This window comes from Marinomonas spartinae (assembly GCF_900089775.1).
GTDB classification, from domain to species: domain Bacteria; phylum Pseudomonadota; class Gammaproteobacteria; order Pseudomonadales; family Marinomonadaceae; genus Marinomonas; species Marinomonas spartinae.
In genome coordinates this window covers 97,576-113,144 of the sequence record NZ_FLOB01000009.1, presented here as the reverse complement: position 1 = coordinate 113,144, position 15,569 = coordinate 97,576, and the positions used below count along the sequence as shown (strand labels likewise).

Genomic DNA, 15,569 nt, shown 5'->3' with positions numbered 1-15,569 from the left:
TTAATAGATCTCTTCGTTTTTCCTATAATGGTATTGATCGGTGTTTGGTGTCTTTTGTTCACGGATGAATGCGGGACAGAAAGCATTAGTTTGATTTTGGTCGTGATAGAGGGATTGTTCTAGACTTTTTTTGCCTCGGGGATTTCTTTAGCGGTGATAATGCCGTATTCTCGCCTCTATTTTAATGGTCACCCCATTGTTTTTCTTAGCAAATGAAGCGACTACTGTAAATGCAGGCATAGACAGTGATATGGGTATAGAAAGTGAAAATTGTTGTTGAGTCCCTGAAAAATGTTTTTTCATTGGTCGTTACACGTGTTAATAAAGAGCAACATGTTTGCATGATTGCTCACCCCGCTTGATTGTATAAGTAATTGTTAGTACTCGTATCTTTTGATGCGAGAGCTGTGAGGGTTCTTGCTAGAACCACTTTTGTTGTTTTAATGAGTTTGTTTTATGTCTTTTAAAAATCGCCTTTCTGGCTGGATGCCGTCGGGACCAAAAGCTTGGCTTATTGTGATCCTAGGTGTGTTCATTTTACTGATGTGTGTTTATCAAATTTTGGTTGAGCCTAGTTCAGATACCGATCCAAATACTTACACTTTGCCTAATAAAAAATCCATTGATGTATCGGGTAAAGAATTGTCCTCTTCGACATTCAATGCCCCAGCCTCAGACAACAACAGTGTGGATCCTGTGCAACAAGTTGCCACACCAAAAGCGCTACCTCATATGGTTGAGCATGTTATTAAGTCAGGTGAAACGCTGGATGGCATTTTTCAGAAACTTGGTTTTTCACGTCAAGATATGTATGCCATTTTGGAAGCCGATGAAGAGTATTTAGTGCTTGATCCATTAATTCCTGGGGATACCCTGATCTTTACAACGGATAAAGATGGAAAGTTACAGAGCTTATCCCGTCGCTTAGATCCAAGTAAGAGCATTGCTTACGTGCGTCACGATGGCGGTGGTTTTACTTATAAAGAATACACCAAGCCAATAAATTATGTTCAAGAAGCTGAGCATGGCACCATTAACGGTAGCTTCTACTGGTCTGCTAAGAAGTTGGGGCTCTCTGACGCGAATATTGTTATCGTGCGAGATTTACTCAAAGGGCGTTTTGACTTTAGAAGAGACATTCGAGCTGGTGATGCCTTTGATGTGGTGTTGAAAAAAGGTGATGTTGATGGCAAGCCCGTTGGCAGCGATCAGTTGGAAGCCTTGCAGATTACGGTGAAAGGTCATACCTATCGTGCTTTCTTATATTCTGATGGTCGCTTTTACGATGAGCATGGCAATAGTCTAACACCCGCACTGTTACGTTGGCCGACAAAAATTCACTATCGCGTGACGTCGCCATTTAACCCACATCGCCGTCACCCAATAACAGGGCGTTTAGCTCCTCATAACGGCACCGATTTAGGTGCGCCTTCTGGAACTAAGGTGTTTGCAACAGGGGATGGTGTAGTAACACGAGTTGCTTATCAGAAATACGCAGGTAAATATTTAGACATCAATAATATTGGTATCTACAGCACTCGCTTTTTGCACTTAAGTAAGATCTTGGTGAAAAGAGGGCAGCATGTGAAGCGTGGTCAAGTGATTGCGTTGTCGGGCAATACTGGACGAACAACAGGGCCTCATTTGCATTATGAACTGCACGTGAATGGCAAACCTGTCGATCCAATGAAAGCAAAAATTCCTACTTTGCAGTCGATTCCAAAGTCGAAAATGAAAGCGTTTAAGGAGCATGTTAAGCGCTGGATTGCCATGATGAATCAACAACCTTATTAGTCTACAAGCGCCATTAAAAGTGATATTTAAAAAACGGTACATTATGTGCCGTTTTTTTTGTTCGTGTTTAGCAAAGGGAGTTGATAGAAACATGGTAAGGGGGGGGAGTAATAATGAAAAAAATGGCCCTGAAATTGGGCCATTTTTAATAATAGGGATATTTGTGGGGCTTAGCTTAGAGCTTATTCCGCCGCACTGTGTTTGCGAGCTCGAATGTCAGATTGCGCGCTACGGTAAAACTTACCTTGTGGTTTAGATTTACTGAAACTGTCATCATCGTTGTCTTCGGATAGCATCAGCATAAAGTTCGCAACACGACTCTCGTCAAGTCGCTTCTCTTTTACGGCTTTTGCGATAGCGCAGCCAGGCTCGCCTTGATGGTGGCAGTCACTAAAGCGGCACTCTTCAGCCAGCGCGAGAATATCGGCGTAGCTTTCGATTTTGCTGCTGTTATATTGTGCTGTTTGTAGGTCACGTAAACCTTGGGTATCCAAAAGAATAGCACCATGAGGTAAGGTCTGTAGGGCTTTAGAAGCACCAATTTCGGCACTCGACGTTTCATTCTGGACCGACTTCAATGTATTGATTAAAGCCGACTTTCCAGCGCCTTCGCCACCAAGTAGGGCAATGGTTTTGCCTTTTTTAAGGGCGGGTGCCAAACAAGAAAGGCTGTCGGTGTCTAATGCATTCACCGTTTCGACAATCAACAAAGGATCAAGACGCTCAATAAGTGCACGCTTCTCACTGGCATCGTCACAGGCATCGACTTTGGTCAAGACAACGACCGCATCCGCTTGGGCTTCATGGGTGAGCTCTAAATAGCGCTTGATTAGAGGCAAGTTTATATCTTGGTCTAACGGACTGACAATGAAAACGGTATCGACATTGGCTGCGTTGTCTTCAAAAAATGAGCTGCGATCCAGGCGTCGTAAGAAGTTTCCATTTGCGTCGGTAATCACCCAATCGCCGATCACCATTTCAGGTAAATCGTCATGGCGATCAAGCTGGAGCAATCCTGACTCACCAATCAATTCGTAATGATTCGTTTGACAAGAACAAATACGTGCAATCTGGTTCGACTCTAAGTCATCCAATGACAGCTGTTGTTGAAAATAAGGTTGCCAGCCTAAAGTCAATAAGGTGAACGTGGTATCCATTTGGTATTACCCTAAGCGTTTAACGCAAAAATTTAATTTGGAGCACAGTACATAAGAACACAATTTATTGGGTGACTCTTGTGCAAAAGGCTAATCAAAATACATCATTTCAGGCAATAAGCGCCATTATGACGTTTGTGAGATTAGCACAGGGTTGTTATAGGGAAAATAGGTATCTAGGAAAGTTTTGTAGTATTTGGTGTGCTTTTTAAAGGTGTTTTTCCAATGGCCAATAATGGTTTAGGTATGAGTATGATTTTATTAATAAAAAAGAAGTTTGCTCATTGTTAACTCGCAAACTTCTGTATGAGATTAAATAAAAATACAGCCGGAAATCAGCGTGTTAATCTACGTGGAACCTGCTGTGTAATACAGTGAATGTTGCCTCCTCCCAGTAATACCTCTCGTGCAGGTATCCCAATAATCTGATAATCAGGAAAAGCCTCCGTTAGAATGTGTTTGGCTTTTGCATCGTGAGTTTCATCCAGTAACGGAAAGATAATCGCTTGGTTGGTAATTAAAAAGTTGGCGTAGGATCCGCCTAAGCGCTCACCGGCTTTGCGTGCCATGCCATCGCTTTGCATCATGACTGCGCTTGATGTGTGTTTTAACCCTTTGCTTTCTGCCTCGCTCATATAAAGTGGGCCAGGTAGCGGTAGTTTAATAATCTCTATGGAGCGGCCTTTAGCGTCTTTGCTCTGGCTTAGCACCTCATAAGCGGCATGGCTAATGGCGTACTGTGGGTCGTTCTCATCTTCACACCAGGTCAGCGCGACAACGCCTGGGTGTATCACATGTAATAAATTGTCGACATGGCCGTTGGTTTCGTCGTTAAATAAACCATTCTTAAGCCAGATAACTTTTTCAATGTTCAAATAATCGGCTAAATAGGCTTCGATATCTTGTTTACTTAAGTCTGGGTTGCGACTGGGATGCAGTAGACACTCTTCCGTAGTATAAACCGTCCCTTCACCATCACAATGGATGGAACCACCTTCAAGAATGAAAGGGGCTTGATAGTAATCGTCGCCTGTAATCGCCGCCATTTGCGGTGCGATGGCATCGTCCAAGTCCCAAGGTGTATATAAGCCGTCTAGATCGCCACCCCAAGCGTTGAAGTGCCAGCTTATACCTCGGCGTTCACCCTCGTCGTTGACTACGTAGGTTGCGCCGATATCGCGCATCCAGCAGTCATCGTATGGTATTTCAATAACACGAATGCCATCCCCTAAAGCTTGATGAGCGGAGATTACATACTCTGTTGGTGCAAGCACTGTAACAGGCGTGACTTGTGAGATGGCTTTGGCTATAGCGGTAAAGGTTTCTTGGGCGGGCTGACCTGACTCACGCCAGTTGTCTTCGCGTATAGGCCAAGCAAGCCAAACTTGATCCTGAGGTTCGTGTTCTCCTGGCATACGGAAGCCATCTTGTTTTGGTGTTGAGTTCAGCAATTTGCTCATCGCTCGTCCTAGTCTGTTGATCTGTTTTTATTGTTAGTGATTGTGTCATTGAGTTATGTATTGCGAAAGCACAGTATTCAATCCCACCTATTAAACACCCAAAATGAGGTGTTTAATAGGGGCTAACGGCTATTGCTATAAAGCGTCGTTAGGATTTAGCGGGTGTGACACCATCTAATGTTTGAATGGTGTGATAAAGTGAAGGGCGACGATCTCGATATAGGCCCCATGCTTGTCGTTGGAATGCTAGATGATCGAGGTCAAACTCATGCACCAATACGCCTTCCGAAGTACGGTCAGCCTCAGCTACTTTTGCCCCTGTTTCGTCGGCAATAAAAGAGGAACCAAAGAAGGTTAATGACAAGTCGCGGTATTTCGCCGTTTCCGTGCCGATCCGATTAGAGGCAATAACGGGGGTTTGGTTGGCCGCTGCATGGCCTTGCATCACTTGTTGCCAATGGGGCTTGCTGTCTAGTTCTGGCTGGCTTGGTTCACTGCCAATTGCTGTTGGGAAGAACAAAAGCTCGGCGCCTTGGAGCGCCATACAGCGGGCTGTTTCAGGAAACCACTGATCCCAGCAAATGCCGATACCGATTTTAGCGTAGCGTGTGTTCCACACTTTAAACCCTGTATCTCCTGGACTAAAGTAGTATTTTTCTAAGTAACCATCGCTGTCTGGAATATGGGTTTTGCGATATGTCCCCATTAGGCTGCCGTCAGCGTCGATCATGGCAACAGTGTTGTAACGCACATTGCCTGCTTTTTCGAACCAGCTAAATGGCAAGACCACTTCGAGCTCTTTGGCGAGCGCTGAAAAGCGTTTGAATGCCGTATTTTCTTCCAGCGTTGTGGCCAATGCATGAAAAGACTCGCTGATTTCGATACAAAAGTAAGGTGTTTCGAAAAGCTCTTGCAGCAAAATGATTTGAGCGCCTTGTTGAGCTGCTTGTCTGACTATGGCTTCAGCTTTGTTTAGATTCTCTTCAATGTTCCAAGAGCACGCCATCTGAGTGGCGGCAACGGTTACTTTTCTCATAACACTTCTCTTAAAAGTTTTAGGGATGATTACTCATATCATTTAAATAGCTAGATGTTGCTAAATAGTGATTTATAACACGACAGCCTAGTGGCTTGTATAACGATAACTCAGATTTGTGGTGAATTCAGTGAGAATTCGCCACGTAGTAGAATTTACTATGATTAAACTGTCTAGCTATACCCCAGTTAGGGTATAGACTTAGTCGTTGGGCTACATTCAAATAGCGCTACTTTGACTGTTTTAATTTGTTTTGTGTGAGGCTATCTATGACCGTGTCCGACCAAGAAAATCTGTTACATACCAGCTCATATTATGCGGCATCGGCAAATGATAAGTCTATGCGCAGTGAGTTGATCGGCGAACAGTCTTGTGATGTCTGTATTGTTGGCGCTGGGTTCACAGGGATCTCAACAGCCCTGCACCTTGCAGAGCAGGGTCTTAGCGTTATTGTCGTCGAAGGGAGCCGTATTGGCTTTGGGGCGTCTGGTCGAAATGGCGGCCAGCTTGTAAATAGTTACAGTCGAGATATTGATTTTATCAAGCATCACTATGGTGATGTTGTTGGCGAGCAAATGGCGGCAATGGCATTTGAAGGGCAACGTATTATTCGTGAGCGAGTGGCCACTTATCAGATTGATTGTGATCTAAAAGAAGGGGCCATTTTTGCTGCCTGTAACAATAAGCAGTTTAACGAGCTGAAAGAGAAAAAAGCGCTTTGGGAAGCTCATGGGCATGACCAGCTTACTTTATTGTCTGCGAGCAGCATCCAAGAGCATATCGGCACTGGCCGTTATGCGGGTGGGTTATTAGACCATTGGGGAGGGCACGTGCATCCGCTTAATCTGGTGTTAGGCGAAGCGAAGGCCTTTGAATCTTTAGGCGGCGTGATTTATGAAGCGTCTGAGGTGACAAAGGTGACCGAAGGTGAAGTCTGTCAGGTGACAACGGCAAAAGGGGTGGTTAGTGCCAAGCAGGTGGTAGTGGCGGGTAATGCCTATTTAACGGGTATTCTTCCTGATGTTGAGAAAAAAGCCATGCCTTGTGGTACTCAAGTTATTGCGACCGAACCACTTACGCCTGAGCAGCAACAGGCTATTTTACCGAGTGACCATTGTGTAGAGGACTGCAATTATTTACTGGATTATTATCGGTTATCTGGGGATGGACGACTGATTTATGGTGGTGGTACCACCTACGGTGCGCGCGAACCTGATAGGGTAGAATCTTTAATTGTGCCGAAAATGCTTAAGACCTTTCCTGCTTTGCAGGGAGTGAAAATAGATTATGCCTGGACGGGGAACTTTTTATTAACCTTGAGACGTTTGCCACAGGTTGGGCGTATTGGTAAAAACCTTTACTATGCGCAAGGTTATAGCGGACACGGTGTGACCAGTACGCATCTTATGGGGAAAGTGTTGGCGGACGCACTACAAGGTGATACAGAGCGCTTTGATGTGTTTGCGGGGTTACCACAGTATCCTTTCCCTGGTGGCCGGATGCTGCGTGTTCCTTATACTGCAGTCGGAGCGGCTTATTACGCCTTTCGAGATAAACTAGGTATTTAAAAGGGGGTTGTATGAAAATAGGTATTCTTGCGACAGGTATTACTCCTGACGTTTTGCTACCAAAATTTGGCTCATATGCTGATATGTGTGTGACGCTACTAACAGAGCAGGATGCCTCCTTTGAGTTTGAGACATTTGATGTGCGTAATGATGTTTTCCCTGAGTCAGCAGGCCAATGTGATGCTTGGCTGATTACGGGGTCGAAATCAAATGTGGATGAGCGTCTTCCTTGGATGCTGAAGTTAAACGATCTGATTCGCGACATTGACGCCAACAAGCAACCTTTAGTTGGTATTTGCTTTGGTCATCAAATCATTGCTGATGCATTGGGTGGAGAGGTTGCTCGGTTTGAAGGCGGTTGGGGGGTTGGAATTCATCGTTATCAACGTGTTGGTAGTGATGCATATATTCCTGATCATGTGACCTCTTTTGCGATCTGCGCCATGCATCAATATCAAGTGGTCAATAAGCCTGAACGGGCTCGTGTTTTTGCTAAATCGGACTTTTGTGAATACGCGGGGTTGCTCTATGACGATCATATTTTCACCTTGCAAGGACACCCCGAGTTCAATAAGGCCTATGAGGTTGCTTTGATCGATATGTTAAAGGCAAACCCTATTCCAGAGGCGTTATCTGAGCAAGGCTTAGAAAGCGTAGAGCGAGAAACATTGGATGCTCCCGAAGTACAGAAATGGATTGCCGACTTCATCAAGCAGGGCCAGCGTACTTAAACGCATAATGTCTTCATCCATCAGATGGTTGTTACAACTATCTGGTGGTTTTTTGAGTTAAATTTTCCCACCATTCATTCTTTCTCTACTATGATTGTTGTAAGCCTCGTTCCTTCGGGCCATTCGTTGTTGGAATGGGCTTGTTAATGTTCGACCATTCGGTCACATTATTTGCGTCTTTACATTTCGTCGACGGAAACAGTTACTCGCCGTTATTGTAAAAAGTACCTTTTAGTGGGTGGAAAAAGTAACCGTTAGTTTTTTAGTATTTTTAAAAAGTATTTATTAAACAATGGTTTATATGGTTTTTATGAAAGTTGGCACAGCCTTCGCAATACTCTTCATCGAAAGCGATAAACAAGCGATGTCATTTGTTCTGGTGTGAAAAATAGCTTGTCTTCACCAGTTTCAACTTTGTTGTTTCAAATGTATTGGTTCTTGTTTTTGAGATTACTCTTTAGATAACTAAACCGAGAAATGGAGAGAGAGCTATGAATATGAAACGTACATTATTACAAGGTGCTTTTATTGTGATGACTGCGGCAACATTGGCTGCTTGTCAAGGCTCAGGTGATGGAGATGACGCAAAAGCGGCGGATCAAGCCCCATCGACTGAACAGCAGTCTTTAAATAATGGTGGTGCATCAACTGATTCATCCGCTGATTCATCCACCTCCACTAACTCTATCCCTGCAGCGCCAGCAGCCAATGGCTCGGCTTCAGGAAGTTCAACTGGTTCATCTAGTACAACGAACTAATGAGAGTGAGCGGTCAAGAACACAAGCTCTTTCCTTATGAAAGAGCTTTTTTTAAAAACTAGTCTAAACTTTACTTACAAGGAGTTCTAATGAGCATTAAGCGTATTTTAATTCAAGGTGCACTCGTCGCTGTAACGGCCATGTCTATAACAGCCTGTAGCGATGATCATGATAGTGCGTCAAAAAATAATTCTGCGACGACAGACAATAAAGTAGAGCAAACCATCGATAAAGCCGGTGACCAGTTGAAAAAAACAGGTGACGCCATAAGCGACAAAGCGCACAAGGCAGGTGAGGTGATTGATGATAAAGCCCATAAGGCAGGTGAGGCTATTGATGATAAAGCCACCGATGCAGGGAATGCAGTAGAAGATGCCTGTGAAAAAGCAAAAGAAGGCATGAATGCCAAAGATTCTGATTGCTAGGATGTAATTTGGGTAAGACTGCCCCCCAGTGTCGTGATGGCTGGGGGTGCTCACCATAAGAGTGGATTCATCATGTTATAATATGAGGTTGTGCTACATACATTTATCCAGTAAAAAGAACGATAAAACGATTAAGGAGAATGTGATTGTTTAAGCCAAATTATTATTTGCTTATCACGGCCGTTTTTGCTCTTTTGTGTATTCTTACCAATAATGTGTATTTTAAGTTAGTTTGGGCTTGGTTTGCCCTTTCATTTTTTTGTGTCAGTCTTGCCTACCTTCTCAATAAACCAACCATTTTTCGAAAGCGCTCCGACGGAACCGTTCCGATTTATATTCGTTGGATTTTTTTGCCTTTTCTGTGGAGTACTCAACTTTATAATAGTTGGGCGCGCAGCAACGATCCTGTACCTGCATTGCAAAAAATAGACGAAGGTTTGTATTTAGCAAGACGCCTTTTCCCTTCTGATGTTCATGATATTAAGCATGAAAACATTGGTGCTGTGCTTGATGTGACAGCGGAGTTCAGTTCGCTTAATTGGGTAACCTATCAAGACGATATAGATTACCTGAATATTCCCATTTTAGACCATTCGGTGCCGTCAGATTTACAGATTCAGCGAGCTTTAAACTGGGTCCATACGCATCGTAAAAATGATCGTTCTGTGGTGATTCATTGTGCTCTAGGGCGTGGGCGTTCCGTATTTATGTTGGCGGCGTATTTGTTAAGTCAAAATGCAGATATGTCTCCGGACGCCGCCATGCAAAAAATTCGTGGGATCCGTCAAACCGCACGTCTGAATAAGCGTCAATTTAAGCGATTAAAACGTTCCTATAATCAAAAATTGCTGAAGGTTCATAATACTGCTTGGTTGATCGCCAATCCGGTAGCAGGACGGCGTGAGTGGGAAGAGAAAAAGAGCGATATTCTCCGCTATTTGTCTGCTTACTATGATCTAACAGTGAAAACGACGACGCCTGAGGTGAACGGCACCGATTTAGCCAAAGAAGCTATCCTTTCCTCCCCAGATTTAGTCATCGCTTGTGGTGGCGATGGAACGGTGACCGAAGTCGCAAGTGCATTGATAGGTACTCAGACTAAGCTGGGCATTATTCCATTAGGAACGGCGAATGCCTTCAATCAGGTATTGTGTGGAACCTTGTCCAAAGTGGCTCCTCTTGAGACGGTCTGTTTGAATTTAATTGAGGGCTGCGATTTGCGTGTTGATACGGCAACCTGTAATGGTGAGCTCATGCTGTTGTTAGCGGGTGTGGGCTTTGAGCAGCAAATGATTGAGAAAGCAGATCGTACGAAAAAGAACACCAGTGGACAATTTGCTTATTTACAAGGGCTATGGGAGGCTATTGGTCAAAATGAAATACATGACTTTTCTGTCACCCTTAATGATGATGACCCTTTTGTTATTCATACGCCAAGCTTAACCATTGCCAATGCCGCTCCGGTTACCACCTTGTTAGCTCAAGGGAAGGGGCTACCCAATATCATGGATGGTGAGTTGGATTTAACCTGGCTGGACCCTAAGCGGACACAGATTCTTAATTTGGCTGAACTGGCGCTCCTTGGTTTGGGGGATCGCCATGAAAACAGTGCGGCGCAAGAGGGCAATAATGGCGTTTTCCATCGCTCTGCTGGGCGGGTTAAAGTCGATATTAGCAGTGTTGGTCGTTATGTGATTGATGGTGAAGAGCGAGAGGCGGATAGTATCGAGATTGTCGTTAACCCACAATCGCTAAGTGTGGTGGTGCCAGAAGATTTAATGCGACACACTAACGATTTGCATACGGTATCTTCGTCAGAGGAAAGGAATACATAATAGTGTGTTGTGCCTATGAAGCTGGGAGGTTTTGGTTAAGGTCGATTTCATTTACATAGACACTAAAACGGCGAGCTTAAGCTCGCCGTTTTAGTGTCCTACTGTCGTAGTTAAAGCTGACTCGAGCTTTCGTACTTATCTAGCTTGTTGTAAAGTGTTTTAACGCTGATGCCGAGTTGCTGTGCGGTGTCAGTTTTGTTACCAAGGTTTTGTTTTAGGGTCTGGGTAATGGCTATTTTTTCCAGATCTTCCAGCTTCATGCCTTGTGGTATACAAGCCTCCATGTCAGATGACTTTTTCTGCTGACTCCCATGAAGAGCTAAGTCGTCTGCTTCAATCACATCGTCCGACATAATATACGCTCGCTCGATGGCATGTTTCAGCTCTCGAACGTTGCCAGGCCATGGATGCTGGCGAATTTTCGTTAAGCACGAATCAGACAGTTGCTTATGAGTATTTTCTTGTTTATTTCGATAGGTGAGAAAGTGTTGCGCTAACCCACAGGCATCCTCGTCGCGGTCGCGAAGAGGGGGTACATCAATGGGAAATTGCGCAAGACGAAAGTATAAATCCTCGCGGAAAACCTCTTCCTCTATGGCTTCTTGTGGTGACCGGTTGGTGGCAGCAATGACTCGAACATCGGCCATTTTAATTGTCTGGCTACCGACTGGCTTGTATTCACCACTTTCTAATACTCGTAGGAGTTTTACCTGATATTCATAGGGCATTTCGGTGATTTCATCTAAAAATAATGTCCCGCCCTTGGCTTGTTCAAACACACCAATATGATCCTTGTGAGCCCCCGTAAAGGCGCCCTTCACATGGCCAAATAGCTCGCTGTCGATCAATTCTGGGCTGAGCGCACCACAGTTAACCGCGACAAAGGGCTGATTAGAACGCTCACTAAAGACATGTAAGCTGTTGGCGACAAGTTCTTTACCTGCACCACTTTCACCCACGATAAAGGCATTGGCTTTCGTGGCCGCGACTTTACGAATGGTACGGTACAGACTATGCATCGCGGTGGAAGAGCCGAGTAACAGGCAGAATTGGTCCAAGTAACTGGTATTGCTTTGTTGGCGGTGTGTTCTTACCGACAGTTCCTTATAGCTTTCTTCGAGCGAAGCATTTACCAAGTCGTAATTAAATGGCGCACGATAATGGAAACCTGCCCCTTTACTCATCAAATTATCGAGCATCGGATCAGGCTCACCCTGACTGAAGAATAAAAACTCCACGCTTTGTAGTAATGGACTGCAGTCTAGATCGGCGAGTGCTTGATCTTTAAGGCTGTCTATTTCAATAAGAGCGATCTGGCATCCAGACTGGGTCAGTTGCTCTAACCAGGAGTCTGTTTGGTTGCTAATGGATAATTCGAATTGTCGAACACCAGACAACCCCAGTAGCGCTGAGGCCAATAATGGATCACGTGTGTGCATAAAAAGCTTTGGTGATGGCATATACCTCTCCTTGAAAATGGTAAAGTCGCAAGCCTGTAAAGCTGACATGCGAACCTGTAATTTCTTCCGATTACTGTTAGTAGAATCGCTAGCAAAATATCGCTTAACGATAATATATGCCCATAGAATCACAGCTTGGGCAAGTTGGCATAGCCTTTGTAAGAGACTTTTCATAAAACCTAGTTGTTATTTGTGTTATTTACACAAAACAAACCATTCTTTGATGGGAGTAACAATGAAAAAGAGTGAAGCAAAAGCCAATGGAAGTCCGCTAATCAGTGATGCTTACCTCGTTTGGGACATCTTTTCGATCAGCTATGATGGCAGTTATGCGAATGCTAAAGTACAGGGTAGAGTCGCCAATACAGTTGAGCAACATGTGTTTCAAATGGTAGCGAATCAGTATCAGGCGCTATCTGAACGATTGTTAGGATGTCTGGAGGCGTTACCCAAAGACAGCGGCAGTATGAACCCAGAAGCTGGATACATCGGTAAAGCCTATTTACACGCCATTAAAGCGTCAGACAAAAACCTTCCTAACCGAATCATGAGTATTAATAGACAGGCGCTAAAACGTATCAAGCGTCTAGTGACTAAGCTCAAGGATCGTGTATTTGCACTGCGTATTAGCGAGTTTCTAGCGTCCATTCAAATGACGCTGGATCAGGTGAGCCAGCGACGCCAACAAGCAGGGTTAGCCTGTGGCTAGCCAGCATGAGACAAAATGCTGGCAGCCTTGTGATATGCTTGCTCTAAATGCAAGATCTGTATGGATCAGTTCTGGCTAGATGTCACCACACTGTAATCCAACTCGCCTTTGATTTTGCCATCCTTTTCTGAAGTGTTGACATCGAAAGGGGCTGTGCTTTTATCTGTATATGGTTTGACCACACTGATGACTTGGCCATTTACTAAAATCTGATAACGTTCTGAGTAGGTGATTTTAATGTCTTCAGAATGCTTTGTATCAAATAAAATACTGTCTTTTAAGCGAATAACACGGCTTTCGCCTCTGACCCACTGACCAATGAGTGGTTGAGTCATGAAGTTGCCTTTTGGCAAAGATATGTCCGCTTTGTGAATGAATATTTTTAGCAAATCACCTCTTTTAGGCGCGTTTTTACGTTGTTCAACTAAGGTATTTAGAGTGCTTAATTTAGCCGCAGTTTGTTTGTTGTACTCAATAACATGACGTTCTGCATCGGCAATGGCATTAGCTGTGCTAAGCGTGCTGATATTAACCTGCGGTATTTCTGGAGCAATACCCGCCCGGATATGAAGCTCGTGATATTGTTTCTTAGCGGTTGTTAATAATTCATCAAGTTTTTCTTTCTGCTCTTTAAAGGTTTTTACTTTTATCTCGGTGTTGGTCGCTGTTTTTGGTGTTGAATATTCTGTTGTCTTCTCTTTCTGTTCTGTTTTAGTCGTCTGCTCGCCTTTGGCATGTGTCATATCTTTTAAAAATGGCGTTGAGCAGGCGCTGAGTAAAAGTGGCAAAATTAATACGCCAGCACGAAGTAGTAACATCGTATAATCCTGAGATTGGAGTTTAAAATAATGAGCGCTAGTATGCGGTATGTCAGTGCTCATGTCGAGATGCGTAGAAAATCAGGATACGCACCAGTTTTCTTATCAAATTCTTTTCATCCTCTGTACCTGTATTGATCTGGGTGGACTTGAATAGTGGCCAATCTTAGTGCAACGCTTTTCGTCTACAACCCAGAGCATGGCTTCAGTGTAATGCTCTTTATTTAGAATATAGAAAGGCCTTGAGTGTATCTGAAAAAGAACTGTTTTTACCGTCTAGAAATTGTAATGAAATACTATAACATATTAATTTGCTAATTTCTTACACAAAATATCGACATAAAGCGTATGCTTATGTTGCCTCATGTTTTTTAGCATCTTTTGGCTTCGATCACGCGGATTGTGCTTGGTTCCATAGGATGCAATCATCCAATGTGACACCTTGACCGCCAAAAATATCCAAAGCACTGCCAATAGTTAAATCGACAATGCCGTTTGAGAGGTCATTGACGCGTTTTAAGTCTTCTAAAGAGCGAGCGCCCCCTGCATAAGTAACTGCCACAGGGCAACCCTGTCCGAGCAGAGAAACCAATTCTTCATCAATGCCTGCTTGTAGGCCTTCTACGTCAGCAGCGTGTATAAGAAACTCATCGCAATGATCTGCTAATTCTGTCAAGCTTTCGTGAGTCACTGGCATGGAAGTAATCGTTTGCCAGCGATCTGTGGCTATGTACCAGCCATCCTCTGTACGACGACAGCTGAGATCTAATACTAAGCGATCTACGCCAGTTTCACGTTTGATTTTATCGAGTCGGTCCCATGAAAACTCCTTATCCTTAAAGAGATAAGAGGTTACGATTACATGGGACGCACCTGCTTCAAGATAGCCCGCAGCATTACGCGCTGTGACCCCACCACCAAATTGTAAGCCACCAGGATAAGTGCGAAGTGCACTCAATGCTTCTTCGTGGTTGCCCTTACCAAGCGCGATCACATGTCCTCCAGTGAGTCCATGTTCACGATAAAGTGAGGCGTAATAGGCCGCATTGTATTCGCTGATAAAGTTCTCTTTAGCGCCTTTGTCATTTAGGCTACCACCGACGATTTGCTTTACTTTACCTTGGTGTAGATCAATACAAGGACGAAACTGAGTCACAAAAAAGCTCCTAATGATTCGAAATAAGAGTGGGATTGTAACTGATAATTTACCCAGAAACGATGCGCCAAAGCAAACAGTCTGTAAGACTGGTACAATGACGACTCCATAGTTGATAAAGCAAGATCATTTATTCTTATGTTACAAATTTCCCTAGCGGTGGCCATTCCTGATCATGAAATCGAATTAACCGCGATTCGAGCGCAGGGAGCGGGCGGTCAAAATGTGAATAAAGTGTCTTCAGCTATTCATCTGCGGTTTAATGTTGCAAGCTCTTCTTTACCTGAATTTCATAAGGAGCGCTTATTATCAATCAGTGACTCTCGGTTGACGAAAGAGGGGGATATTGTCATAAAAGCACAGCAATATCGCACTCAAGAATTAAACCGTGAAGATGCCTTAGTACGCTTAAAAGCGCTGATTTTGGATGCTATTAAACAACAAAAAGCACGTCGACCTACCAAGCCCAGTCGCTCAGCTAAGAAAAAACGTTTAGATGTAAAGAAACAAAAAGGACAAATTAAAAGACTGCGCCGCTCTAATTGGGATTGATCAATCGAGTGTTAGATTGGTGTTTCCTTAAGCCCTTCTTAAGTATTGTGTGTTTAGCTAGGGCTTTAGACGTGCAGTTGTGTGCTTGATTTTCGATATTAAGCTATATT

The 15,569-nt window shown here is 43.8% G+C and carries 14 protein-coding genes; 8 read left to right on the top strand and 6 right to left on the bottom strand.

Translation table 11 applies throughout. The features are described 5' to 3' along the window. Positions 1–456 precede the first annotated feature (456 nt). Positions 457–1,794 carry a peptidoglycan DD-metalloendopeptidase family protein gene (locus tag MSP8886_RS16530; RefSeq protein WP_067018444.1) on the top strand — a complete coding sequence of 446 codons (1,338 nt, stop codon included), beginning with the start codon at positions 457–459 and terminating at the stop codon, positions 1,792–1,794. A 182-nt stretch (positions 1,795–1,976) separates the two neighbouring features. Here MSP8886_RS16530 and rsgA read toward each other — a convergent pair whose 3' ends face one another. The 3 genes from rsgA to aguB all read right to left on the bottom strand — a co-directional run bounded on the left by rsgA (position 1,977) and on the right by aguB (position 5,447). Beyond that, the gene (gene rsgA / locus MSP8886_RS16525; RefSeq protein ID WP_067018442.1) at positions 1,977–2,951 is read right to left on the bottom strand and encodes a GTPase RsgA; all 975 of its coding nucleotides are present in this window, start codon (positions 2,949–2,951) and stop codon (positions 1,977–1,979) included. A 335-nt stretch (positions 2,952–3,286) separates the two neighbouring features. Continuing rightward, positions 3,287–4,411, bottom strand: a complete 1,125-nt coding sequence (gene aguA / locus MSP8886_RS16520) for an agmatine deiminase (RefSeq protein ID WP_067018440.1) — start codon at positions 4,409–4,411, stop codon at positions 3,287–3,289. Between the two features lie 148 nt (positions 4,412–4,559). Beyond that, on the bottom strand, positions 4,560–5,447 hold the full coding sequence (aguB, locus tag MSP8886_RS16515; RefSeq protein ID WP_067018438.1) for an N-carbamoylputrescine amidase: 888 nt from the start codon (positions 5,445–5,447) through the stop codon (positions 4,560–4,562). Between the two features lie 269 nt (positions 5,448–5,716). Between aguB and MSP8886_RS16510 the strand changes: the two genes are divergently transcribed. From MSP8886_RS16510 to MSP8886_RS16490, 5 genes are all read left to right on the top strand, one after another. Next, a complete protein-coding gene (locus tag MSP8886_RS16510) occupies positions 5,717–7,015 on the top strand; it encodes an NAD(P)/FAD-dependent oxidoreductase (protein ID WP_067018436.1) in 1,299 nt (432 codons plus the stop codon). A gap of 11 nt (positions 7,016–7,026) precedes the next feature. Next, a complete protein-coding gene (locus MSP8886_RS16505) occupies positions 7,027–7,746 on the top strand; it encodes a glutamine amidotransferase-related protein (RefSeq protein WP_067018434.1) in 720 nt (239 codons plus the stop codon). A 491-nt stretch (positions 7,747–8,237) separates the two neighbouring features. Beyond that, a complete protein-coding gene (locus MSP8886_RS16500; RefSeq protein WP_067018431.1) occupies positions 8,238–8,504 on the top strand; it encodes a hypothetical protein in 267 nt (88 codons plus the stop codon). 89 nt (positions 8,505–8,593) lie between these two features. After that, positions 8,594–8,929 (top strand): hypothetical protein, encoded by a 336-nt coding sequence (locus MSP8886_RS16495; RefSeq protein ID WP_067018429.1) that lies wholly within the window; start codon positions 8,594–8,596, stop codon positions 8,927–8,929. 146 nt (positions 8,930–9,075) lie between these two features. Beyond that, positions 9,076–10,764, top strand: a complete 1,689-nt coding sequence (locus MSP8886_RS16490; RefSeq protein WP_067018427.1) for a diacylglycerol kinase family protein — start codon at positions 9,076–9,078, stop codon at positions 10,762–10,764. 110 nt (positions 10,765–10,874) lie between these two features. On the opposite strand, the gene MSP8886_RS16485 is transcribed toward MSP8886_RS16490, so the two are convergent. Further along, positions 10,875–12,224: a sigma-54 interaction domain-containing protein gene (locus MSP8886_RS16485; RefSeq protein WP_067018425.1), complete on the bottom strand. Its 1,350-nt coding sequence runs from the start codon at positions 12,222–12,224 to the stop codon at positions 10,875–10,877. A gap of 235 nt (positions 12,225–12,459) precedes the next feature. Between MSP8886_RS16485 and MSP8886_RS16480 the strand changes: the two genes are divergently transcribed. Then, positions 12,460–12,933: a hypothetical protein gene (locus MSP8886_RS16480; protein ID WP_067018423.1), complete on the top strand. Its 474-nt coding sequence runs from the start codon at positions 12,460–12,462 to the stop codon at positions 12,931–12,933. 65 nt (positions 12,934–12,998) lie between these two features. Here MSP8886_RS16480 and MSP8886_RS16475 read toward each other — a convergent pair whose 3' ends face one another. Further along, the gene (locus MSP8886_RS16475) at positions 12,999–13,751 is read right to left on the bottom strand and encodes a hypothetical protein (protein ID WP_067018421.1); all 753 of its coding nucleotides are present in this window, start codon (positions 13,749–13,751) and stop codon (positions 12,999–13,001) included. Positions 13,752–14,142: 391 nt separating this feature from the next. Continuing rightward, positions 14,143–14,907, bottom strand: coding sequence for a phosphoribosylformimino-5-aminoimidazole carboxamide ribotide isomerase (gene hisA / locus MSP8886_RS16470; RefSeq protein WP_067018419.1), 765 nt, complete (start codon positions 14,905–14,907; stop codon positions 14,143–14,145). Positions 14,908–15,045: 138 nt separating this feature from the next. Here hisA and arfB point away from each other — a divergent pair, with 138 nt between their 5' ends. After that, entirely contained in the window at positions 15,046–15,459 is a 414-nt protein-coding gene (arfB, locus tag MSP8886_RS16465) for an alternative ribosome rescue aminoacyl-tRNA hydrolase ArfB (RefSeq protein ID WP_067018418.1), read from the top strand. Positions 15,460–15,569: the final 110 nt, after the last annotated feature.